Here is a 20,587-nt window from a genome sequence, read left to right on the forward strand (position 1 = left end):
GCAGGCAGAACCTGCTTCCAGCGCCCACCGACGTTTACAAAGACTGGTCGTCCACCTTGACCAGCATCCAGCAAGGGCGCTGGGCGAAGTGGTAGACCTGCTGATCGCCGGTGTCCGGTGTGCGGACCAGTACCTGGCGGCCATCGGCCTCTTCGGAAATCGTGACCTCGCGGCCGCCGTTGCGGGCTGCCTCCAGGTTCGGGATGACGGGCCATTCGACTTTGGCCAGCGGAACCGTGCGGGTGACCGGGGCGGGCTCGGGCTGTGCGTCCGGGTCGAGCTGGATCATCGTCAGCGGATCGGCGGTGGCCTTTTCCTGTACTGCAATGTCTGCACTGAAGCTTTTCAGAAACGCAGAGAAGTCGGCGCTGGGGCAGGTTGTTGCCTGCGCAGGCGTTGCCGGAACAGTGGCGGGTGCCGAGGCTGCAGGTGCTGCATTCGCGGCAGGCGTCGCTGCGCCGGCGGGCTCTGCTTGCGGCTTGCAGGCGACCAGCGCCAGGCTCAGTGCGAAAGCGTGCAGGGACGTTCGGAAAAGGGCCAAGGGATCCTCCTGATCATTGCGGGGCAACTGGAACGCGGGCGGGATGGTATACGCGCGCTGCTTGCCAATATGTGAAGGCTCGCGGAGTCGTGGGTTGCGCAAACTGGCCGGCATGCGGCAGGCCAATACCCTCGCAGAACAAGCAGCCTGACGGTGTCCCTGGTTCGGGTGAGTCCATCGCCGTTGATTGTTGTCAGCAAAGCGCAGGTTATCTCGATCGAGCCTGCGCAAAGATCATGATGATTTGATTATGGTTTGGCCGGGGATTTATCCGGTGTGGCGCGGCTGACTATATTCCGTTTGAAAATACATCGAGCGCATCCGCACCCACCCATCCCTGCGCGCAGTCGCCGACATACTGGCCCGGCGCGGCGGCATGGCAGCTCTCGCCAGTGGCGCTCTTTAAGCGTTGGATCGGCCTGTCGCCATATGTTCCGCATGCCGGGTTGTTCTTGCATCCGGCGACGCTGTCTGCAGGAATCGCAATGACGTAGTAATAAAGCGGATTCTGTCCGGCGCGGCCGATCGCTTGAATGCAGACGAGCTGGCCCTGCGCCAGCCTGGCTCTGGCGACCGCACGACTGCCAGTGGTCGGCACCGCATCAAGCGCATCCACCCCGTTTGCCTGCGCCACGCCAGCAAACAGGCCCGCATCGCCACATGCAGGCGAGAGCTCGACGTCGTAGAAATCGCCGGCGTCGACATTTCCGGCCGTGCAGCCTTTTGCCATATTCGCATCGGCACACTGCACGCCGCTTGCCTGTAACAACGTCGCGGGCCGGTCATTGACGGAAGCGCCAGCAGAAGCCGGCGCATGTGCTGATGCAGACGCCGATGCCGTCGATGTGACTGGCGGTGCGACAGGGGGTGCCGATTCGCCGGCGCTGCACGCGCTTACTGCAAGCAGCCCGGGCAGCAGTGCGTTGCGTAACGCCGGCAATCTGCGGAACGAACAATAAGAGAGTGCCATTGCGACTTCCTTGGGCAACAGACCGCGTCAGGTGCGTCCTTCAGCGCTCAATAAAGAGCGCTGCCCGCCATTGTTGTTTTAATACAGCCTCAAAGCCCCGGGAGCGGGGCCTTGGAGATCAATCGACCGAAATGCCCGCCAACCGCTGCAATGCTTCGGCATATTTCGCACGCGTGCGCTCGATCACCTCTGCCGGCAGGCTTGGGCCGGGTGCGGTCTTGCCCCAGTCCAGGGTTTCCAGATAATCGCGCACGAACTGCTTGTCGTAGCTGGGCGGGCTGGTGCCGAGTTCGTATTGGTCGGCCGGCCAGTAGCGCGAGGAGTCCGGGGTCAGCATCTCGTCCATGATGTACAGGCGGCCATCGGCATCGGTGCCGAATTCGAACTTGGTGTCGGCCAGCAGAATGCCGCGTTCGGCGGCAAAATCCGCCGCGAAGCGGTAAATGCGCAAGGTGGCATCGCGCACGCGCTCGGCAAGCTCTGCGCCCACCGTCTTGACCATCGCATCGAAGTCGATATTTTCGTCATGGTCGCCCACGGCGGCCTTGGTGGATGGGGTAAAGATTGGTTCGGGCAGTTTCTCGGCCTGGCGCAGGCCGTCGGGCAGTTCGATGCCGCTGATCTTGCCGGTGCGCTGGTAATCCTTCCAGCCGCTGCCGATCAGGTAGCCGCGTGCGATCGCTTCCACCGGCACCGGCTTGAGCTTGCGGGTGACCACTGCGCGCTTGGCGTACAGCGCCGGGTCCACACCGTCGGGCAGCACCTGCTCCACGCGGATATCGACCAGATGGTTGGGCATCAGATGGTCGGTCTTGTGGAACCAGAAGTTGGAGACCTGGCACAGCATCTCGCCCTTGCCGGGGATCGGGTCGGGCAGCACCACGTCGAACGCGGACAGACGGTCGGTGGCCACCATCAGCAGATAGTCGCCCGGGGGCGCATCGGCGGGCAGGCGCTCGCGGGGAATGTCGAAGACATCGCGGACCTTGCCACGGTGACGCAACGGCAGGCCGGGCAGATCGGATTGCAACAGCGTGGTCGACACAGGCACTCCTAAGGACGTCGCAATGACGCTGTCCCCGGGACCCGGCGGGCCCGCGGGTGGGCAGCGGGCCGCGTAGTGTACGGCGCTTCGGCGCGCGCCGCTGGATTTATTGGAGCCGCCCCGGCGGCCGGCGTGCATGCCGCGTCAGCCAGGCCGGGCGGGCGTTCGGGTAAGATCGCCAGCCCGCCTTCCCGCCCCCGATCGCCCATGTCCTGGTACGGAAAACTGCTCGGCGCACTGGCCGGCGCCCTGCTGTTCCGCGGCGCGCCGGTACTCGGGCTGATGATCGGCCTGGCGATCGGGCATGCGGTGGACGCCGGCTGGTTCAAGCGCCGCGCCGACAACCCGTACGAAGCGCTGGGACTGGAGCCGGACGCCACCACCGCCGAGATCGACCTGGCCTACCGCCGGCTGATGTCGCGCTACCACCCCGACAAGGTGGCCAACGCCGAGCCGGAAGCACGCCGCCAGGCGGAGAAGAAGGCCAGCCAGATCAATGCGGCCTACGATCGGATCCAGCGCCTGCGCAAACGCTGATCCAGCCTGACGCTTCGGTATCAGTGCCAGACGGAACAGCGGTCCGCACCCGAACCGGCATTGGCGCCACCAGTAAAAACGCCCGACCCATGACAGGTCAGGCGCGGTCACTCGGACGTCAAGCACTCAGAAGCGATAGGTCGCCGTCAGGCGCACCGCATTCGACGAAAAGTCGGTATCGCTGCGGCGCAGATCGGTGCCGGCCGGGTTGACGCGCAGGAACGGGTTGGTCGCCGGCGCAGTGCCCGGCCCGACCCGCACGCGGGTGTCTTCGTCCTGCAGGCGGGTGAACAGGTATTCCACCCCGACCGAGACGTTGTCGCTCAGGCGGCGCTGCAGGCCCAGGCCGGCCTGGTAGCCGTCGGCGCTGTCGCCGCCGCTGCTGGTGAAGCTGTTGGCGGTGTTGCTGCTGGAGAATCTGTGGTCGAACTCGCCGCGTGCCACGCCGGCGGTGAAATAGGCCAGAAAGTCGCCCTGCGCGCCAAAGGCATAACCGATACGGCCGCGCAGTGCGGCGGTGCGGTTGAGCTGGCGGGTGAAGGTGTAGAACGCCGGGGTGGTGCTGAAGGCGCTGACGCTGTCGCGCAGGTCGTTGCGGGTGTACTCGGCGACCACGCCGTAGACCCAGTTGCCGGCCTGCCAGTCGTAGCCCAGCCGCGCACCGTATTCGGCGCCACCCTTGTCCTTGCTGCAGCCGCTGGCCGGAGTGCGCCCGGCCGCCGCGCCGCCGCAGAACCCGGGCGAGAAGGCATCGGCACCGGTCGGGGTGCTGACCTGGTCGCCGTCGCGGCCGTCCAGGTTGGTGTCGAAGCCGAAGCGGCCGCCGGAAACGCCACTGACGTCGGCACCGCCGACATTGGCGCCGATCGAGAAACCTGACCAGTCGGCCGGGCCGGTCTGGGCCCAGGCGGACGGGGCGAGGGCCATCAAAACGAGCGCAGCGGAGGCGAGCGGGGTGGTCTTCATGCGGTGTCCTTGGCGAAGAGGCGCGGTGCGCCGGTTCAGGTGCATACGCAGCCTGGACCGCTGCGGATGCACTGGCTTTGCGCGCCTGCGACAATGTGTGTCCCGTTCCTTGACGAGCTGCCCATGCAACCGACGGCGATTGCCCCGTCCATCCTGTCCGCCGATTTCGCCCGTCTGGGCGAGGAAGTGAACAACGTCCTGAAGGCCGGCGCCGACTGGGTGCACTTCGACGTGATGGACAACCATTACGTGCCCAACCTCACCATCGGCCCGATGGTGTGCCAGGCGCTGCGCAAGCACGGCATCACCGCGCCGATCGACGTGCACCTGATGGTCGAGCCGGTGGACCGCATCGTGCCGGACTTCGCCGAGGCCGGCGCCACCACCATCAGCTTCCATCCCGAAGCCAGCCGCCATGTGCACCGCACGATCCAGCTGATCAAGTCGCACGGCTGCCAGGCCGGCCTGGTGCTCAACCCGGCCACCCCGGTGGACATTCTGGACTGGGTGCTGCCCGAGCTGGACCTGGTGCTGGTGATGTCGGTCAATCCCGGCTTCGGCGGGCAGGCGTTCATTCCCTCGGCGCTGGACAAGCTGCGCGCCATCCGCAGCAGGATCGACGCGCTGGGCAAGCCGATCCGGCTGGAGATCGATGGCGGGGTCAAGGCCGATAACATCGGCGCGATCGCTGCCGCCGGTGCCGACACCTTCGTCGCCGGCTCGGCGATCTTCAACGCGCCCGACTATGCGCAGGTGATCGCGCAGATGCGCGCGGCGGTGGACGCGGTGCGATGAGCGCGCCTGTGCTGCAGATCCGCGCCGCCACGCCCGACGATGTGGTGCTGCTGCATGAGCTGATCACCGCACTGGCGGTGTACGAACGCGAGCCCGATGCGGTCAAGGCCAGCCCGCAGGACCTGCGCGCCAGCCTGTTCGGCGAGGGCGCCACCGCGCATGCGCTGATCTGCGAGCAGGACGGCCAGGCGCTGGGATTTGCGGTGTATTTCTTCAATTACTCGACCTGGCTCGGCCGCAACGGGCTGTATCTGGAAGACCTGTTCGTGCGCCCGCAGGCGCGCGGGCAGGGCGCCGGCCTGGCACTGCTGCGGCACCTGGCCCGGTTGGCCGTGCAGCGTGGCTGCGGGCGTTTCGAATGGTCGGTGCTGAACTGGAACCAGCCGGCCATCGACTTCTATCAGGCGGCCGGTGCGCGTCCGATGGACGGCTGGACCGTCTACCGGCTCGACGGCGAGCGCCTGGCCGCGTTCGCCGCCGGCGCCTGAGCGCGGCCTGCGCGCCGCCGCGGCACGCAAAGAGAAGGCCGCCCCCATGGGAGCGGCCTTCGAGAAAATTGGAGGCTGATCCTGCCTCCGCCCGTCGTCCCTGCTATGGCCTTCCACTCTCCGGGTTCTCGGTGACATGCCGATGACAGCCCGGCGACATTGCGTATTCACGATGCGCGCAGCGGGCCGCTGCTAGCCTGCGTCCACCACCCCCACAGCATTGGCAGCGTGCATGGCCGCGTCCCACTGGCGTCTGATCCTCAACGGCAAGTCCACCGACAATCTGGACCTGCGTGAGGCGGTGGGAACGCTGCGCAAGCGCGGCATCCAGCTCGAGGTGCGTGTCACCTGGGAAGACGGCGATGCCGAGCGCTATGTCGGCGAAGCGGTTGCCGACGGCGCCCACACCGTGATCGCGGCCGGGGGCGACGGCACCTTGAGCGAAGTGGCCGCCGCGCTGGCGCATCACACCGCCGACGCCGCCACGCTGCCATCGCTGGGCCTGGTGCCGCTGGGCACCGCCAACGACTTCGCCACCGCCGCCAACCTGCCGATCGAACCGCTCGCTGCGTTGACGCTGATCGCCGAGCGCCCCGCCGAGCCGATCGACCTGCTGCGCATCGACGCCGAACACGGCCCGCACTGGTGCGCCAACGTCGCCAGCGGCGGGTTCGGCACCCAGGTCACCGTCGAAACCGACGAAGGCCTGAAGAAGATGCTCGGTGGCCTGGCGTATCTGATCACCGGCATGTCGCGGCTGGGCCGCATCGACCCGATCAGCGCCCGCTTCAGCGGCCCGGATTTCAACTGGGAAGGCGAGTTCATCGCGCTTGGCCTGGGCAACGGGCGACAGGCCGGCGGCGGCCAGGCGCTGTGCCCGGAGGCCCTGATCGACGATGGCCTACTCGACGTCACCATCGTGCCCGCGCTCAACGGCGAAGTGGCCGCCACTCTCGGCATCCTGGTCACCGGCGGCAAACAGGCCGCGCTGGAACGTGTCGCCGTGCGCGCGCGGCTGCCGTGGCTGGAGATCGTCGCCCATCAGCCGCTGACCTTGAACCTGGATGGCGAGCCGGAGACCTCGCTGCATTTCCGCATCGAATGCGTGCCGGCGCGGTTGCGGATGCATTTGCCGGTGGAGTGCCCGTTGCGGAGCGTTTGAGGGCGGGGAATCGGGAATCGGGATTGGGGAATCGGTAGAGCGGGGGCTGGTTGTACGGCGGCTAGGCTGGCCGGATCGGCTTCGCAATTTGTGCGGCTTTCGCCTCGCGCCTGCTGCCCTGGCGCGGCAGTTGCGCTACAGTAGTGACGTGTCCCGCTTGACGACTCCACGCTCCTTCTCTTCCGCTCGCCGCTGGTGGCGATGGTGGCCCGTTGCCGTCGTCCGCCCCGCCACAGAGTCCCGGAAGGAAAGTCGTCTTGATCACTGCAGAGCAGTTCCAGCGCCAGGCCGCTGAAGGTCACACCCGTATCCCCGTCGTCCGCGAAGTGCTGTCCGACCTGGACACGCCGCTGTCGGTCTATCTGAAGCTCGCCGACGGCCCCTACACCTATCTGTTCGAATCGGTCGAAGGTGGCGAACGCTTCGGGCGCTATTCCATCATCGGCCTGCCGGCGCGGCGCGTGTACAGCTTCCGCGGGCATACGCTGGAAGTCGGCGAGCACGGCGAAGTGCTGGAAACCCGCGAGGTCGCCGACCCGCTGGCCGAAGTGGACGCCTTGCGCGCCGAGCATTCGGTACCGCAGCTCGACGGCCTGCCCGGCTTCACCGGCGGCCTGGTCGGCTGGTTCGGCTTCGAGTGCATCCAGTACATCGAACCGCGCCTGGGCAGCGGCGACAAACCCGATGAGCTGGGCACGCCGGACATCCTGCTGATGCTGTCCGAAGAGCTGGCGGTGTTCGACAACCTCAAGGATCGGCTATACCTGATCGTGCACGCCGACCCGCGCCAGCCGCAGGCCTATGTGCGCGCCAACCGGCGCCTGGACGAACTGGCGCACCGGCTGCGTCAGGGCGGCGCCGGGTATCCGCAGGCGCAGATTTCCGACGCGATCGACGAGTCGGACTTCCACTCCTCGTTTACCCGCGAGGAGTATCACGCAGTGGTGCGCAAGGCGCAGGAATACGTGCGCGCCGGCGACATCTTCCAGGTGGTGCCGTCGCAGCGCCTGCGCGTGCCGTTCCGTGCGCGTCCGGTGGATGTGTATCGCGCGCTGCGCGCGCTCAATCCCTCGCCGTACATGTATTTTCTCGATGTGGGCGGCACGCAGGTGGTCGGCTCCTCGCCGGAAATCCTGGCGCGCCTGCGCGATGGCGTGGTCACCGTGCGCCCGATCGCCGGCACCCGGCCGCGCGGTGCCACGCCCGAGCTGGACAAGGCGCTGGAAGTCGAACTGCTGGCCGACCCGAAAGAGCGCGCCGAGCACGTGATGCTGATCGATCTCGGTCGTAACGATGTCGGCCGCGTGGCCGAACCGGGCACGGTCAAGGTGGGCGAGCAGTTCGTGATTGAGCGCTATAGCCACGTCATGCACATCGTCAGCGAGGTCACCGGCACACTCAAGGCCGGCCTGAACTACAGCGATGTGCTGCGTGCGACCTTCCCGGCCGGCACCGTCAGCGGCGCGCCGAAGATCCGCGCGCTGGAGATCATCCGTGAGCTGGAGCCGGTCAAGCGCAACGTCTATTCCGGCGCGGTCGGTTACATCGGCTGGCACGGCGATGCCGACACCGCCATCGCGATCCGCACGGCGGTGATCCAGGACGGGTATCTGTACGTGCAGGCCGGCGGCGGCGTGGTCTACGACTCCGACCCGGATCTGGAATGGCAGGAGACCATGAACAAGGGCCGCGCGCTGTTCCGTGCGGTCGCGCAGGCGGCCAAGGGGCTGTGATGGACGGGCAGGGCAACGCTGCGTGCATCAGCTTCCGCAACGATTACAGCGAGGGCGCGCATCCACGCTTGCTGCAAGCCTTGGCGCAGGCCAGTGCCGAGCAGAACGCCGGCTACGGCACCGATCGCCATACCGCGCGTGCGGCTGCGCTGATCCGCCGCGCAGTCGCGCAGGCGCAGGCTGAGGTGCATCTGCTGGTCGGCGGCACCCAGACCAACCTGACCGCGATCGCGGCGTTCCTACGTCCGCATCAGGCGGTGATCGCGGTGGAAGCGGGGCACATCGCCACGCACGAAACCGGCGCCATCGAAGCAACCGGCCACAAAGTGCTGACCGTGCCCGCGTTGCACGACAAGCTGACCCCGGCGCTGATCCAGCCATTGCTGGATGTGCACGGCAACGAGCACATGGTGCAACCGCGCCTGGTCTACATCTCCAACAGCACCGAGAGCGGCACCATCTACAGCCGTGCCGAGCTCGAGGCGCTGTCGCGTTTCTGCCGCGCGCACGATCTGCTGCTGTATCTGGATGGCGCACGCCTGGGCGCCGCGCTGACCGCCGACGGCAACGATCTGGATCTGCCCACCATTGCTGCGTTGACCGATGCGTTCTACATCGGCGGCACCAAGAACGGCGCATTGCTCGGCGAAGCGCTGGTCATCGTCACTCCTGCCTTGCAGGCCGACTTCCGCTACCTGAGCAAGCAACGCGGCGCGTTGCTGGCCAAGGGCATGCTGCTGGGGTCGCAGTTTGCCACTCTGTTCGAAGATGGCCTGTTCTTCGAGCTGGCCGCGCACGCCAATGCAATGGCGCAGCGCCTGCGCGCGGGATTGCTGGCCGCTGGCGCGCAGTTCACCAGCGACTCGCCAACCAACCAGCAGTTCATCGCCGTCAGCGCGCAGCAGGCCGCGCAGCTGGCGCAAGGCTACGACTTCGAGCGCTGGGAAGTGCGCGCCGATGGCAGTCAGGTGATCCGCTTCGTGACCTCGTGGGCGACCAAGTCCGCGTCGGTCGACCGGCTCTGCGCGGACTTCGCAGCGCTCAGTCATTCGGCCATGCATCCATAACCACTTCTCTCATCAAGGAAGAACTCGATGAAGCGAGTTGCCCTCTGGATTTTCGCAAGCCTGTTGATGCTGCCGCTCGCCGCGACAGCGCAGGTCAACAGCCTGCCGTCACAGCCGCATTTGTTGGTGAAAGGCCAGGCTTATCGCACGGTTGACCTGGACCGTTTCATCGTTGATCTCAAGGTCAGCAACACCGATCTGCAGCCTGACCTGGCGCGCAAATTCGTCGAGGAGCGCGCCCGATCGGTGTTGGACGGCCTGCGACGCAACCACGTGCTGATGGATTCGCTCTATGCCTCGTCGCTGTCGATCTCCCCGCAGTCGCGCTACGAAAATGGCAAGTCGGTGTTCCAGGGGACCCGCGTGGAGCGCAAGATCCGCGGCACCTTCTCGTCCCTGAAGGACGTGCGCGCCTTTCTGGGCGGCCTGGAGGCCAACGAGAATGTCCAGGTGTTGTCGATGCAGAGTGCATACGCCGATGCGGCCAAGCTGCGCGCCGAACTCAAACGCGAAGCCGCAACGCAATCGCGGGAATCCGCCCAAGGGCTGGCCAGCGCCTACGGCGTGCGGCTGACCGGGATCTACAGCATCTCCGATGTGGCGCCCAGTTTTGCCTACGGCGTCGAAGCCGGCACCTGGTCGGCGCCTGCAGCGCCAACGCCCAGCTCCGTGGTTTCGCCGCCCTCGCCACCGGCACCCCCACCGCCGCCGCCGCCGCCACCTGGTTCAGATGGCAAGGTGCAAGGCCTCGGCGAAAGCCTGCTGACCGGCACGATCACCTACACCGAAAACATCTATGCGGTCTTCCTGATCGCGCAATGAGTCACTGCCGTGCGGGTTGTCAGCGAGGAGGGCATCCATGGCATGGGGGAGCGCCTGCCCACCAGGGCACGCGAACTGTAGGTCGCGCACGCCGGGCGCAGTCACGTTCGGGCTGGTGACAGCACGGGTTTTCAGCTGCCGAGCGGACCGAGCTCGCGGACCAGATCAAGCAACAGGCGCAAGCCAGTAGGCAGTTGCCGTCGGCTCGAGTAGTAAAGATGAAAGCCGGGGCCAGGGCTGGCCCAGTCTTCCAGCACGAGCCGGGCGGTGCCCGCGGCAAGTAACGGAGCCAGCACTGGCTCGGGCGCATAGACCAATCCTGCTCCGCCGGTGAGGAGGGCCAGGGCCAGCCTGGTGTCGTCAATCGTCATGGTTCCGGGCACGTCGACAGTCAGGAGTTCGCTGCCTTTCTCGAGCTCCCAGCGATAGATGCGGTCATTGCCCAGCCGGATGCGCACGCACCGATGATGGTGAAGGTCGAGCGGATGCTGCGGTATGCCATGGCGTGCGAGGTAGGTGGGCGCCCCGGCGACCACCCATCGGATGTCCGGCGATAGCCGCTGGGCAATCATTTCTTCCGGGACGGTTCCACCGTAGCGAATCCCGGCATCAAAGCCTCCCTCGACGATGTCGATCATTCGATTGGTCGAAACAATATCCACTTCCACCTTGGGATAGCGTTCCGCAAAGATCGGCAGCACCGGACCGAGCAGGAGCGGCACTGCATCGTTGATGACATTGAGCCGGATACGGCCGGCGGGCGAGTTCCTGTGCTGGTTCAGCAGCTCAATGGCCTCGCCGATGGCTCCAAACGGCCCAGATATCGCCTGTAGCAGCTGTTCGCCGGCCGCTGTCAGCGTGACGCTGCGGCTGGTGCGATGAAGCAGCCTCACTGCCAGACGCGTTTCCAGGCCCTTGATGGCATGGCTCAGTGCTGAAGAACTCACCCCAAGCTCTGTGGCAGCACGGCTAAAGCTCAGATGCCGCGCAATGGTCAGGAAATAGACAAAGTCGGCCAGGTCTGCGCGATTAAGATTCATCTGTCTTCATCGGAAGTGTGCTGTGTAGTGCTGAAGATGATTCGGGCGCCAGATTCACGACTACTTGTGTGACTGAGTCTCGTCAAACAAGAGCCCAGCTCGCGGCTGTTCTTTGGTTGCAACCGCGTACATGGCCCAGACGCCAGGTTCGACTTTCATGGATGCGCGCATCTCTGCGGTCGCGCTACGGTTCATTCCTCTTTCCACTTCTCAAGCTCCGCGGCGAGCAGGTCGATTGCCAGGCGCGATCGCAGCGGCAAATACTGCATGGCTGGCCACACCGCGCTGCATTCCATGACCGTGCTTGGCCGATCTCCCCAGATTTCTACAAGCTCCCCACGTTGCATCCGTTCCCGAACGAGCCAGTAGGGGAGCCACGCCAGCCCCATGCCTTCTGTTGCTGCGGCTGCAATCACCTCCAGATCGTTGAGGCGCATGCGTGAGCTGACTGCAACGTCGACGAGCTGCCCCTGGGCATTTGGAAGACGCCAGACAAGGCCATGACCATTGCGCCAGTATGGAAGCAATGCATGGTCTGCCAGATCCTCAAGCGTGCGCGGCTCCCCATGTGCCGCCAGGTAGTCCTGGGAGACACATAGAACCTTGCGTTGACTTAGCAGGCGGCGAGAGCGCAACGACGAGCCGTTTGCTACCACTCCATTACGCACCGCCAGATCGAAGCCCTCTGCAATGAGATCCACACTGCGATCACTCAGGTGCAGTTCGAGCTCGAGCTTGGGATGCTGCCGTGCATACGAGCGTAATATAGGCGCCACGCAATGCCGGCCGAACAGGACGGGCAGGGTGACGCGGAGCTTGCCGGCCACTTCCCGTTGGCCGTTCTCCAGCATGACTTCTCCAACCCGCAACTCTTCTATTGCGCGAAGGCAGCGTTCGTAATACTGCTGGCCGTCTTCGGTCAGGCATTGTGATCTGGTGGTTCGCTGAAAGAGCTGAACGCCGAGCCGGTCCTCCAAACGCGCTATCGCCTTTCCCACTGCTGAGCGCGTGAGTGAGAGCCGCTGGCCTGCCTTGGCGAAGCCTCCGGCCTCAACGACCTCGACGAACAACTGCACACCATCAAACCTGTTTCGCACGTGATGGTCCTTGTGTTCGCAGCTTTCGAAGCAAGCTGGGTGAGGTAGGAATGATGACCATGGCAGGCCCTGGCCACTCCGTACGGGCGATGGGAAAAAAAGCGTGTCTTACTGCATCGTTCTTCATTGGGTCGCTTGGTGACTTGGCGATTGGCTCACTTCAGGAGTGCATTGTTCTCCGGCCCACGTCGTCGCTGCTCCGCAGAAACTTCGATGGATCTTACGCGAGGTCTCAGCCGTTGCCATTGTAGAAAATGCGGATGCATGCCCTGGAAAAATGGCCACCAATGCCAGCTTGGCTTCTACTTTATAGTCCTGCAGGTACGTCTCGAATGCAGCGGCGGCAGATGCGTAACGCGTACTTGACTCGTTCATTTGCGTTCGAAGAAGCATTGCCGCATCCACATAATTGACAGGCAGGAAGATGCTGATTTCCATCGTGTACGACAGCGGTTTTGGCCATACCACCCGGGTTGCCGAGGCCGTGGCAAGCGGCGCCGGGCAGGTCGACGATGTCGATGTCCGGTTGATTGCAGTGGCTGATGAGATGATCGACTGGATAGCGCTTGAAGCAAGTGATGCGATCGTTTTTGGATCGCCTACTTACAACGGAATGATCAGCGCGAGGTTGAAGAAGTTCTTTGAAGACTCGACCAAGGCGGCATGGACGGGCATGAAGTGGCGCGACAAGGTCGCGGCAGGCTTCACCAACTCTGGTGCGCAGCACGGCGACAAGCTCAATTCGCTTGTCTCGATGGCGTTGTTTGCCGCGCAGCACGGGATGATCTGGGTGGGCCTGGATCTGATGCCGGGGAACAGTAGCAGCAGCGGAGGAGTCGACGACCTCAATCGTCTCGGGAGTTGGCTGGGTGTGATGACGCAGTCCAACAACGACCAAGCTCCAGAGCTGGCTCCGCCTGCCAGTGATCTCAGAACCGCAGAGTATCTGGGTCGCCGTGTTGCTGAAACGACCCGCCGCTTTTGCAGCACTTGAACCGTCTTACCCCAACCAAGGACATTGACCATGAGATTGCTTTGCCTTGATATTCCGCAGCCGGGCGCAACCCTGGAAAAGTACCAGCCGCATATGATGGAAGAGGTCCGGCATAGTTGGCAGCACTACAAGGACGGCGTCATCCGTGACATCTACTTCCGACAGGATCGCCCCGGTGTCGTGATCATCGCTGAGGCGGATTCGGTGGCAGCTGCGAAATCCGCGCTTGCCGAGTTCCCTCTGGCCAAAGTCGGCCTGATTGATTGGGACGTGATCCCGTTCGGGCCTTTCGTCAACTGGGAAGTTCTCTTTGCGGCGGGCGGTCACTGACAGTTGCTGCGCTGTCATTGACAGGGACTCAGTCAAGAATCAAGGACGGCGAAAGAACGTCTCACGCGGTCAAGTCGATACGCTGCGTTTGTCACCAGCCATTCGATCCGTGGCGATAGTGGCGAGCCAACAGGCTTCGCACTTGATCTGTTGGCAAGTACGCTGGTGAAACGCGGCGCGCTGCACCAGCCAGCGGCCAATTGGCCCGAAAAGATCGTCATTGATGGTCGCCTTATCACTGGCCAGAATCCGTTCTCGGCACGCGCGGTCGGCGAGGTGGTGGTCAAGCAACTCAAGGCAAACGATTGAGTGCTTTTCCGGTTGATGGTGCATGGAGCATCAAGCGCATGGCGCGTGGCCTTGCATGTGCGAGGCCACGCGCTTGCTCAACGCAGACGGTCGAACGTTTCCAGATCACCGCCAATCTTTCAGCACAAGCGTCAACCTTCAACGGCGATCACGGAGTCAGTTGCAAGGTCGAACTATGCGCGGCTGTTCATGCGGTCGAACATTGCTTCTCCCAACTCGCGCGTCTTAGCGGAGATGCCGACCAGAACCTCGTCCTTGCCCGCTTCAAGCTGCACGAATGCTTCATCGACGAACTCTTCTGCGCTGACCATCATGTTGTTGGAGACACCTCCACTGCGCTTGTTGCCACCCAAACCCGTATCGACGATAGGGGGCGCGATCTCGATCACACGGACCCTGGTGTCCCGCAATTGATGCCGCAGACTGAGCGTAAACGAATGGATTGCGGCCTTGGTGGCGCAGTAAACCGGGACATCGGCCATCGGCGAAAACGCCAGGCCGGAGCTGACATTGAAGATGTAGGCGTTGGGCTGCCGTTGCAGCAAAGGCAGCAGACGGCTTATCAGATGGATTGGCGCAGTGAAGTTGATAGCCACCTCTTGCTCGAGGGTGTCCATCCCGGGGTCGGCCGTAAAGTCGCGATGGACCTGGATGCCCGCATTGTTGACGATGGCGTTGAGGGTGGGATGCTCATCCTGCAGCCACTGTGTCAGTGCGTCGCGGCTGGTTGGATCTGCCACATCGCAGACGCGCGTGATCACGCCGGGGACTTCAGCCTTTGCCTGCGCAAGAGAGGATGCAGTGCGACCGCAGATGATGACCTGGTCGCCGTCGGCGGCAAAGTGCCTTGCCAGGGCAAGACCGATTCCCGTCGCGCCGCCAGTGATGAGGATAGTGTTGTGTGTGAGCTTCATCGTCTTGGATCCTTCGCAAAGAAATGTAGAAGGTATGTCGACGATGAACCAGGCATCAGCGGCCACACCTTCGCTACCGGCATGCCGGGGCTGAGGTGTCGCGGATACCCTGAAGCGGGAGGAGTTGCCATTCACTTGAACGGCGACCGGGCTACCATCCGGTCAGCACTCTTTCGACAGCCGCTTTCTACCATGGCGCTTCTTTCGCTACAACTGCTGTCCTCTTGCGGCATTCAACAACCGAGGGGTGAAGGAATGCGTTGCATGAGGGCGACTGCTTCGTTCCACTTGAGTCGCAGCTGCAGTTTGCGTATCAACGAGCAGGCATTCCAGAGCGTCTGTTCGACCGCTAAGCGAGGATGCGTCGACACCGGAAGCCGCTAAAGCATGTCTTTGGAAAAATGTCCGCACAGAAACTCGACGAACGCGGTCACCTTGGGGCTTACAAGGCGACGTGAGGCATGCAGCACCCAGCCTTCGAGCGGCGGTGCCTGCACGACGCCCCATTCGGCGACCCTGCCGCTGGCGATGTCTTCAGCCACGGCGGAGCGCGGCACCACGGCTGCACCGGCACCAGCCAGCACCGCGTTTCTGATCAGGAGTGGCGTCGAGTACCAGAGCACCGGCTTGGGGAGATAGGTGCACAGGTGCCCGTCTTTATCGACGACCTTCCACGCAGGAATGACCTTGCGGCCAATGCGTGTGATGACCTGGAGTTCTATACCGGAAGCAGCCGCTTCGCCGGCTTGAGGGCGGCTCAAGTCCGGCGGAGCGACAAGCACCAATTGGTCATCGAGAAAACGCCGGCCAACCAGCTTGTCGTCCGTCGGTGGGTTGAAGCGAATCACGATGTCGTAACCGTCTTCCACCAGGTCGACCAGGCGGTCTTCCGCAGTCACCTCCAGCTGCACATCCGGATGCGCGCGCAGGAAGGCTGCGCCGATGCGCCCCATGGCGATATGCGAAAACAGCAGCGGCGCACTGATGCGTAGCACACCGCGTGGCCGGCCGATGCCTGATTTCAACTCCTCAACCACCTGGGCGATTTCGCCGAAGGGGTCGAATGTTCTCGCATGTAGAACTTCGCCTTCCGGCGTGAGCCGTAGCTTGTGGCCGCCCCGCTCAACCAGGCGTACGCCAAGGCTCTCTTCAAGCGAACGTACTCGACGAGACAAGGTGGCCTTGGGTTGCCCACTGGCACGGCTTGCGCTTCCGAAGCCTCCGTGGATTACGACAAGATTGAAGTCTGCGAGGGCTGCGATATCCAAGGGGTGTTCCATTTGCAAGACATCATGTCCAGGTATTCGGGACTATGCGCTGGGTTTGGGCGGGCAAACAATGGCGGCGTCGACAGGCTCCCGGGGTTCACCGGTGCACTCAGCTCACGGTGCCCTTCGGGGTGTCACTTCATTCACTCACGTCTTCAAGGAATGCTCGCATGAAAGCAGTACGTTTCCACGCCTATGGTGGCTCCGAGGTCCTCAAGATCGAAGAGATCGATAAGCCGGTGCCGGGTCCGGGTCAGGTTCGCATCCGGGTCAGGGCGGCCGCAGTCAATCCGATCGACTGGAAACTGCGTGCCGGATACATGCATGCAATGATGCCGCTTGCGTTTCCCGCAGGAAGCGGGTGCGAGGCCTCGGGCGTGATCGATGCGGTTGGCGACGGCGTCCCGGCCGAACTGCTGGGCAGGAGCGTGTTTGGCAAAGGCAACGCTACGATGGCGGAATACGCCATCCTGGATGAGTGGGCTGCCAAGCCTGACGCACTGACATTCGAGGAAGCAGCTGGCCTCTCGGTCGCCGCCGAAACGGCTGCACGCATCATCGATCAGGTGGGCGTCAAGCCCGGGGAGACGTTATTGGTCAGCGGTGCCGCCGGCGGCGTGGGTTCTGCCGCACTCCAGCTCGCGCGTGGTGCCGGTATCCGCACCATCGGCACGGCGAGCGAGCCAAAGCATGACTATCTACGTTCGTTGGGAGCGATCCCGACCACCTACGGCCCGGGTCTTTCGCAACGTGTTGCCGAACTCGCACCAGCAGGGGTACATGCCGCGCTCGATGTGGTCGATTCTGGAATGATTCCGGAGTTGGTGGTGATCACCGGTAGCCCGTCGAAGGTGGTGTCGATCTCCGATCTCACTGCACCGCAGTACGGGGCGAAGACCTCCTTTGAGCCGATGGACAAGGAGAGTGCGACCAAGGTGCTGGAGCAGGTCGCAGCGCTGTGTGTCGCGGGAGCTTTTACATTGCCGGTCGCGCAGACATTTCAACTGCAGGATCTTGCAGCGGCGCATGACCTGAGTGCCCAGGGTCATGTCACCGGACGGCTCGTTGTGACCTTCGGCTGAGCTTGAGCCTTGCAGCAGCGCAGCAACGCGCTGCATTTTTCGCCCGTGTGCCGGCCAGGCCTTGATCCCGTAGCGATGCAGGCCTGGCCAGCTGCCGCCGGAAGTACAGGCGCGCTCCGCATTTCGCCGTGGCTTTGTCAGCATTTGAATGGCCACGCCACTAGGAGCAGACGATGATAGATCTCTACTATTGGCCCACTCCAAACGGCCACAAGGTCACCGTGTTCCTGGAAGAGGCCGGTCTGGACTACACGCTCAAGCCGGTCAACATCGGCAAGGGCGACCAGTTCACGCCTGAGTTCCTGCGGATTTCGCCCAACAACAAGATGCCGGTGATTGTCGATCACGCTCCGGCCGATGGCGGTGCGCCACTGAGCGTTTTCGAGTCTGGTGCGATCCTGCTGTATCTTGCCGAGAAGACCGGCTGGTTCCTGCCTGCGGACACACGCGGCCGCCTTGTCGCGCTGGAGTGGTTGTTCTGGCAGGTGGGCGGCCTTGGTCCGATGAGCGGGCAGATGGCGCACTTCAGTGTCTATGCGCAGGAGACCATTCCCTATGCCATCGATCGCTACAAGGCCGAGGTGCGTCGACTGCATCGTGTGCTCGACCAGCGCCTGGCAGAGCACAGCTTCGTCGCTGGCGCCGAGTACGGCATTGCCGACATGGCGAGCTATCCCTGGTTCGAGGTCTACGGCGACCTGAAGCCCGATTACGACGCGTTTCCGCATCTGCGGCGCTGGCAGGGCGCCATTGCCGCACGCCCGGCAGTGCAACGTGCTTATGCGCTCAAGGAGCAGGTCAACCCGAATGCCGGAAAGCCGCTCAGTGACGAGGAGCGCCAACACATGTTTGGCAGACGCTGAGAAATGCTCCCTCAGGGCCCGGGTAATGTGGCAGCGTTCTACGATGGTTGTCTGCGGTCCTGCCCCTGATGCCCAGACGCGATAAGTGATTGCTGAGAAATTCTCATAAGCGCATCCCGGCCTGGCCAGCGTCGGCGCTCCTGGGGTTTGGTACAACAACTGGCCATGTGCTCGTGTGCGCATCCTCAACCGTATTGGCAACTGAGCCGTCTGTTGGGCAGGAAACGACAGCACGCGATTGCACTGCCCGATACGCAGCTCTCGACGGCTGCGCTGGAGATACGCTCAATGAAGTTCGACACGCCGGCAGACCTCACTCCCATCGACCAACTCACCGTCGTCGGCAAGCCCGTGGACCGTATCGAAGGCCCGCTCAAGGTGACGGGCAGCGCGCCTTACGCCTACGAGTGGCACGACAACCTGCAGGAGCTGGCGTATGGCTACATCGTCGGCGCTGCAATCGCCAAGGGGCGCATTGCGCACATCGACACCACCGCCGCTGCGAAAGCTGCCGGCGTGCTGCATGTGCTCACCTACAAGAACACCCAGGCTCTGGGCACCGGCGAGTTCTACGTACAACGTTTCCTGGCCGCGCCCGAGGTCGAGCATTATCACCAGCCCGTTGCGGTGGTGGTGGCCGACACCTTCGAGCAAGCGCGTGCGGCCGCTGCGCTGGTGCGCGTGGACTATGTGCGTGAAACCGGCCGCTACGATCTGGCGCAACAGCTGGACAGCGCGCCGATCGCACAGCAGGCACCGTTTGGCGGTCCACCGCAAACCGCGGTAGGCGACTTCGACGCGGCCTTTGCGGCCGCGCCGGTCAAGGTCGATGCCCGCTACACCACGCCGGACCAGGCGCACGCGATGATGGAGCCACATGCCAGCATCGCCAGCTGGCAGGGCGATCAGCTCACCTGCCGCACCTCGATCCAGCAGATGAACTGGGGCCGGCGCGATCTGGGCAAGATCCTCGGCATTCCCAAACACCACATTCGTTTGCTCTCGCCGTATATCGGCGGCGGCTTCGGGGGCAAGGGCACGGTCCAGTCGGATCTGGTCATGGCCGCACTCGCTGCCAAGGCGATCGGCAGGCCGGTCAAGGTGGCGCTGCAACGCCCGCTGATGTTCAACAGCACCATCCATCGGCCGGCGACGATCCAGCGGATCCGGCTGGGCGCCACACGCGATGGGCGGCTCACCGCCATTGGCCACGAAAGCTGGTCCGGCAATCTGCCCGGCGGGCGTACCGAGCCCACCACGCTCTCGACCCGCGTGCTGTACGCAGGTGCGAACAGGATGACCCAGGTGCGTCTTGCCGTACTCGACCTTGCCGAAGGCAATGCGATGCGCGCGCCCGGCGAGGCGCCCGGCTTGATGGCGCTGGAAATCGCCATGGACGAGCTGGCAGAACGGCTCGCCCTGGATCCGGTTGCGCTGCGCATCCTCAACGACACCCAGGTGGATCCGGAGAACCCGGGCAAGCCGTTTTCCACGCGCGCGTTCGTCGACTGCCTGCAGGAAGGTGCCGAACGCTTCGGTTGGAGCCAACGGCTGGCGCGGCCGGCAAGCGTGCGCGAGGGGCAGTGGCTGATCGGCATGGGCATGGCCGCTGCGGTGCGTGGTGCGCCGATTTCCAAGGCGGGTGCGCGTGCGCGGCTGGATCGCACCGGCAAGGTGACCATCGAGACCGACATGACCGACATCGGCACGGGCAGCTACACCATCGTGGCGCAGACCGCTGCGGAGATGCTGGGCGTGCCACTGCATCAGGTCGTCGTCCACCTGGGCGATTCCAGCTTTCCGGAGACGCCGGGGTCGGGCGGTCAGCAGGGCGCGGCCTCGGTCACCGCTGGCGTGTATGCAGCGTGCGTCGCCTTGCGCCAGGCGATCGCCCAGCGGCTTGGCATGCCGGTGGACGCGGCGCAGTTTGCCGATGGCATGGTGACCGCCGGCACGCGCCGCGTGCCCTTGCGCCAGGCGGCAGCGCAGCACGACATCGTGGTCGAGGATGCGATGGAGTTCGCTGGCCTGAAGGAGCGCTACGCCCAGCAGACCTTCGGCGCGCATTTTGCGCAAGTGGCCGTCAACGGCTACACCGGCGAGATCCGCGTGCGGCGCCTGCTGGCGGTGTGTGCGGCCGGCCGCATTCTCAACCCGAAGACTGCCAGAAGCCAGATCATCGGCGGCATGGTGATGGGCGTCGGCGCCGCGCTGATGGAAGAGATGGCAGTGGATCGCCGGCTGGGCTTTTTCGTCAATCACGATCTGGCCGGCTATGAAGTCCCAGTGCATGCCGACATTCCGCATCTGGAAGCGCATTTCATCGACGAGGTCGACCCCACCATGTCGCCGCTCAAGGCCAAGGGCGTCGGCGAATTGGGGTTGACTGGTGTGGCACCGGCCATCGCCAATGCCATCTACAACGCCACCGGCATCCGTGTGCGCGAGTACCCGATCACGCTGGACAAACTGCTGGCGCAGCTCCCGCTTCCATCGGAATGAGCGGGGTTGCGGCCGGGCATCAGCCGGCTTCAACGGGCAGGTGCCACTGCCCTGGTGAAGAA

The 20,587-nt window shown here is 64.0% G+C and carries 22 protein-coding genes; 13 read left to right on the forward strand and 9 right to left on the reverse strand.

What is annotated here, in order from left to right; genetic code table 11:
* Positions 1–34: 34 nt before the first annotated feature.
* The 3 genes from XARJCFBP2528_RS22270 to XARJCFBP2528_RS08435 form a co-directional block, all read right to left on the reverse strand.
* On the reverse strand, positions 35–541 hold the full coding sequence (locus tag XARJCFBP2528_RS22270) for a hypothetical protein (RefSeq protein WP_080591314.1): 507 nt from the start codon (positions 539–541) through the stop codon (positions 35–37).
* Between the two features lie 289 nt (positions 542–830).
* Positions 831–1,511 (reverse strand): hypothetical protein, encoded by a 681-nt coding sequence (locus XARJCFBP2528_RS23685; protein WP_162200820.1) that lies wholly within the window; start codon positions 1,509–1,511, stop codon positions 831–833.
* A 118-nt stretch (positions 1,512–1,629) separates the two neighbouring features.
* Complete coding sequence (locus XARJCFBP2528_RS08435) at positions 1,630–2,556, reverse strand: phosphoribosylaminoimidazolesuccinocarboxamide synthase (protein WP_016901356.1); 927 nt, start codon at positions 2,554–2,556, stop codon at positions 1,630–1,632.
* A gap of 207 nt (positions 2,557–2,763) precedes the next feature.
* Between XARJCFBP2528_RS08435 and XARJCFBP2528_RS08440 the strand changes: the two genes are divergently transcribed.
* Positions 2,764–3,093 (forward strand): J domain-containing protein, encoded by a 330-nt coding sequence (locus XARJCFBP2528_RS08440; protein ID WP_016901358.1) that lies wholly within the window; start codon positions 2,764–2,766, stop codon positions 3,091–3,093.
* Positions 3,094–3,219: 126 nt separating this feature from the next.
* On the opposite strand, the gene XARJCFBP2528_RS08445 is transcribed toward XARJCFBP2528_RS08440, so the two are convergent.
* A complete protein-coding gene (locus XARJCFBP2528_RS08445; protein ID WP_016901360.1) occupies positions 3,220–4,059 on the reverse strand; it encodes an outer membrane protein in 840 nt (279 codons plus the stop codon).
* Positions 4,060–4,182: 123 nt separating this feature from the next.
* Between XARJCFBP2528_RS08445 and rpe the strand changes: the two genes are divergently transcribed.
* From rpe to XARJCFBP2528_RS08475, 6 genes are all read left to right on the forward strand, one after another.
* Entirely contained in the window at positions 4,183–4,854 is a 672-nt protein-coding gene (rpe, locus tag XARJCFBP2528_RS08450; RefSeq protein ID WP_016901363.1) for a ribulose-phosphate 3-epimerase, read from the forward strand.
* Positions 4,851–5,342: a GNAT family N-acetyltransferase gene (locus XARJCFBP2528_RS08455; protein ID WP_016901366.1), complete on the forward strand. Its 492-nt coding sequence runs from the start codon at positions 4,851–4,853 to the stop codon at positions 5,340–5,342. The genes rpe and XARJCFBP2528_RS08455 overlap by 4 nt, the downstream gene beginning before the upstream one ends.
* A 232-nt stretch (positions 5,343–5,574) precedes the next feature.
* On the forward strand, positions 5,575–6,504 hold the full coding sequence (gene yegS / locus XARJCFBP2528_RS08460; RefSeq protein WP_016901369.1) for a lipid kinase YegS: 930 nt from the start codon (positions 5,575–5,577) through the stop codon (positions 6,502–6,504).
* 257 nt (positions 6,505–6,761) lie between these two features.
* Positions 6,762–8,237, forward strand: coding sequence for an anthranilate synthase component I (gene trpE, locus XARJCFBP2528_RS08465; protein ID WP_016901372.1), 1,476 nt, complete (start codon positions 6,762–6,764; stop codon positions 8,235–8,237).
* Positions 8,237–9,304 (forward strand): threonine aldolase family protein, encoded by a 1,068-nt coding sequence (locus XARJCFBP2528_RS08470; RefSeq protein WP_016901374.1) that lies wholly within the window; start codon positions 8,237–8,239, stop codon positions 9,302–9,304. Before trpE ends, XARJCFBP2528_RS08470 begins: the two co-directional genes overlap by 1 nt.
* A gap of 27 nt (positions 9,305–9,331) precedes the next feature.
* The gene (locus XARJCFBP2528_RS08475; RefSeq protein WP_026064079.1) at positions 9,332–10,126 is read left to right on the forward strand and encodes an SIMPL domain-containing protein; all 795 of its coding nucleotides are present in this window, start codon (positions 9,332–9,334) and stop codon (positions 10,124–10,126) included.
* A 131-nt stretch (positions 10,127–10,257) separates the two neighbouring features.
* Here XARJCFBP2528_RS08475 and XARJCFBP2528_RS08480 read toward each other — a convergent pair whose 3' ends face one another.
* The 3 genes from XARJCFBP2528_RS08480 to XARJCFBP2528_RS23315 all read right to left on the reverse strand — a co-directional run bounded on the left by XARJCFBP2528_RS08480 (position 10,258) and on the right by XARJCFBP2528_RS23315 (position 12,701).
* Positions 10,258–11,166: a LysR family transcriptional regulator gene (locus XARJCFBP2528_RS08480; RefSeq protein ID WP_016901380.1), complete on the reverse strand. Its 909-nt coding sequence runs from the start codon at positions 11,164–11,166 to the stop codon at positions 10,258–10,260.
* Positions 11,167–11,357: 191 nt separating this feature from the next.
* Positions 11,358–12,242, reverse strand: coding sequence for a LysR family transcriptional regulator (locus XARJCFBP2528_RS08485; protein WP_230673737.1), 885 nt, complete (start codon positions 12,240–12,242; stop codon positions 11,358–11,360).
* Between the two features lie 144 nt (positions 12,243–12,386).
* On the reverse strand, positions 12,387–12,701 hold the full coding sequence (locus XARJCFBP2528_RS23315; RefSeq protein WP_155410709.1) for a hypothetical protein: 315 nt from the start codon (positions 12,699–12,701) through the stop codon (positions 12,387–12,389).
* On the opposite strand from XARJCFBP2528_RS23315, the gene XARJCFBP2528_RS08490 reads away from it, so the two are divergent.
* The 3 genes from XARJCFBP2528_RS08490 to XARJCFBP2528_RS22280 all read left to right on the forward strand — a co-directional run bounded on the left by XARJCFBP2528_RS08490 (position 12,688) and on the right by XARJCFBP2528_RS22280 (position 13,896).
* Complete coding sequence (locus tag XARJCFBP2528_RS08490) at positions 12,688–13,257, forward strand: flavodoxin family protein (RefSeq protein WP_016901383.1); 570 nt, start codon at positions 12,688–12,690, stop codon at positions 13,255–13,257. The genes XARJCFBP2528_RS23315 and XARJCFBP2528_RS08490 overlap by 14 nt on opposite strands.
* Positions 13,258–13,287: 30 nt before the next feature.
* Positions 13,288–13,587: a YciI family protein gene (locus XARJCFBP2528_RS08495; RefSeq protein WP_026064080.1), complete on the forward strand. Its 300-nt coding sequence runs from the start codon at positions 13,288–13,290 to the stop codon at positions 13,585–13,587.
* Between the two features lie 150 nt (positions 13,588–13,737).
* Entirely contained in the window at positions 13,738–13,896 is a 159-nt protein-coding gene (locus XARJCFBP2528_RS22280; protein ID WP_016901385.1) for a type 1 glutamine amidotransferase family protein, read from the forward strand.
* A gap of 173 nt (positions 13,897–14,069) precedes the next feature.
* On the opposite strand, the gene XARJCFBP2528_RS08500 is transcribed toward XARJCFBP2528_RS22280, so the two are convergent.
* Both XARJCFBP2528_RS08500 and XARJCFBP2528_RS08505 read right to left on the reverse strand, forming a co-directional pair.
* Positions 14,070–14,810, reverse strand: a complete 741-nt coding sequence (locus XARJCFBP2528_RS08500) for an SDR family oxidoreductase (RefSeq protein WP_026064081.1) — start codon at positions 14,808–14,810, stop codon at positions 14,070–14,072.
* A 380-nt stretch (positions 14,811–15,190) separates the two neighbouring features.
* Positions 15,191–16,078 carry a LysR family transcriptional regulator gene (locus XARJCFBP2528_RS08505; RefSeq protein WP_026064082.1) on the reverse strand — a complete coding sequence of 296 codons (888 nt, stop codon included), beginning with the start codon at positions 16,076–16,078 and terminating at the stop codon, positions 15,191–15,193.
* A gap of 170 nt (positions 16,079–16,248) precedes the next feature.
* On the opposite strand from XARJCFBP2528_RS08505, the gene XARJCFBP2528_RS08510 reads away from it, so the two are divergent.
* The 3 genes from XARJCFBP2528_RS08510 (at position 16,249) to paoC (ending at position 20,525) form a co-directional block, all read left to right on the forward strand.
* A complete protein-coding gene (locus XARJCFBP2528_RS08510; RefSeq protein WP_016901391.1) occupies positions 16,249–17,160 on the forward strand; it encodes an NADP-dependent oxidoreductase in 912 nt (303 codons plus the stop codon).
* Positions 17,161–17,333: 173 nt separating this feature from the next.
* Positions 17,334–18,023, forward strand: a complete 690-nt coding sequence (locus XARJCFBP2528_RS08515) for a glutathione S-transferase N-terminal domain-containing protein (protein ID WP_026064083.1) — start codon at positions 17,334–17,336, stop codon at positions 18,021–18,023.
* Between the two features lie 288 nt (positions 18,024–18,311).
* Entirely contained in the window at positions 18,312–20,525 is a 2,214-nt protein-coding gene (paoC, locus tag XARJCFBP2528_RS08520; protein WP_016901396.1) for an aldehyde oxidoreductase molybdenum-binding subunit PaoC, read from the forward strand.
* Positions 20,526–20,587 lie beyond the last annotated feature (62 nt).

It is taken from the genome of Xanthomonas arboricola pv. juglandis (genome assembly GCF_001013475.1).
GTDB classification, from domain to species: domain Bacteria; phylum Pseudomonadota; class Gammaproteobacteria; order Xanthomonadales; family Xanthomonadaceae; genus Xanthomonas; species Xanthomonas arboricola.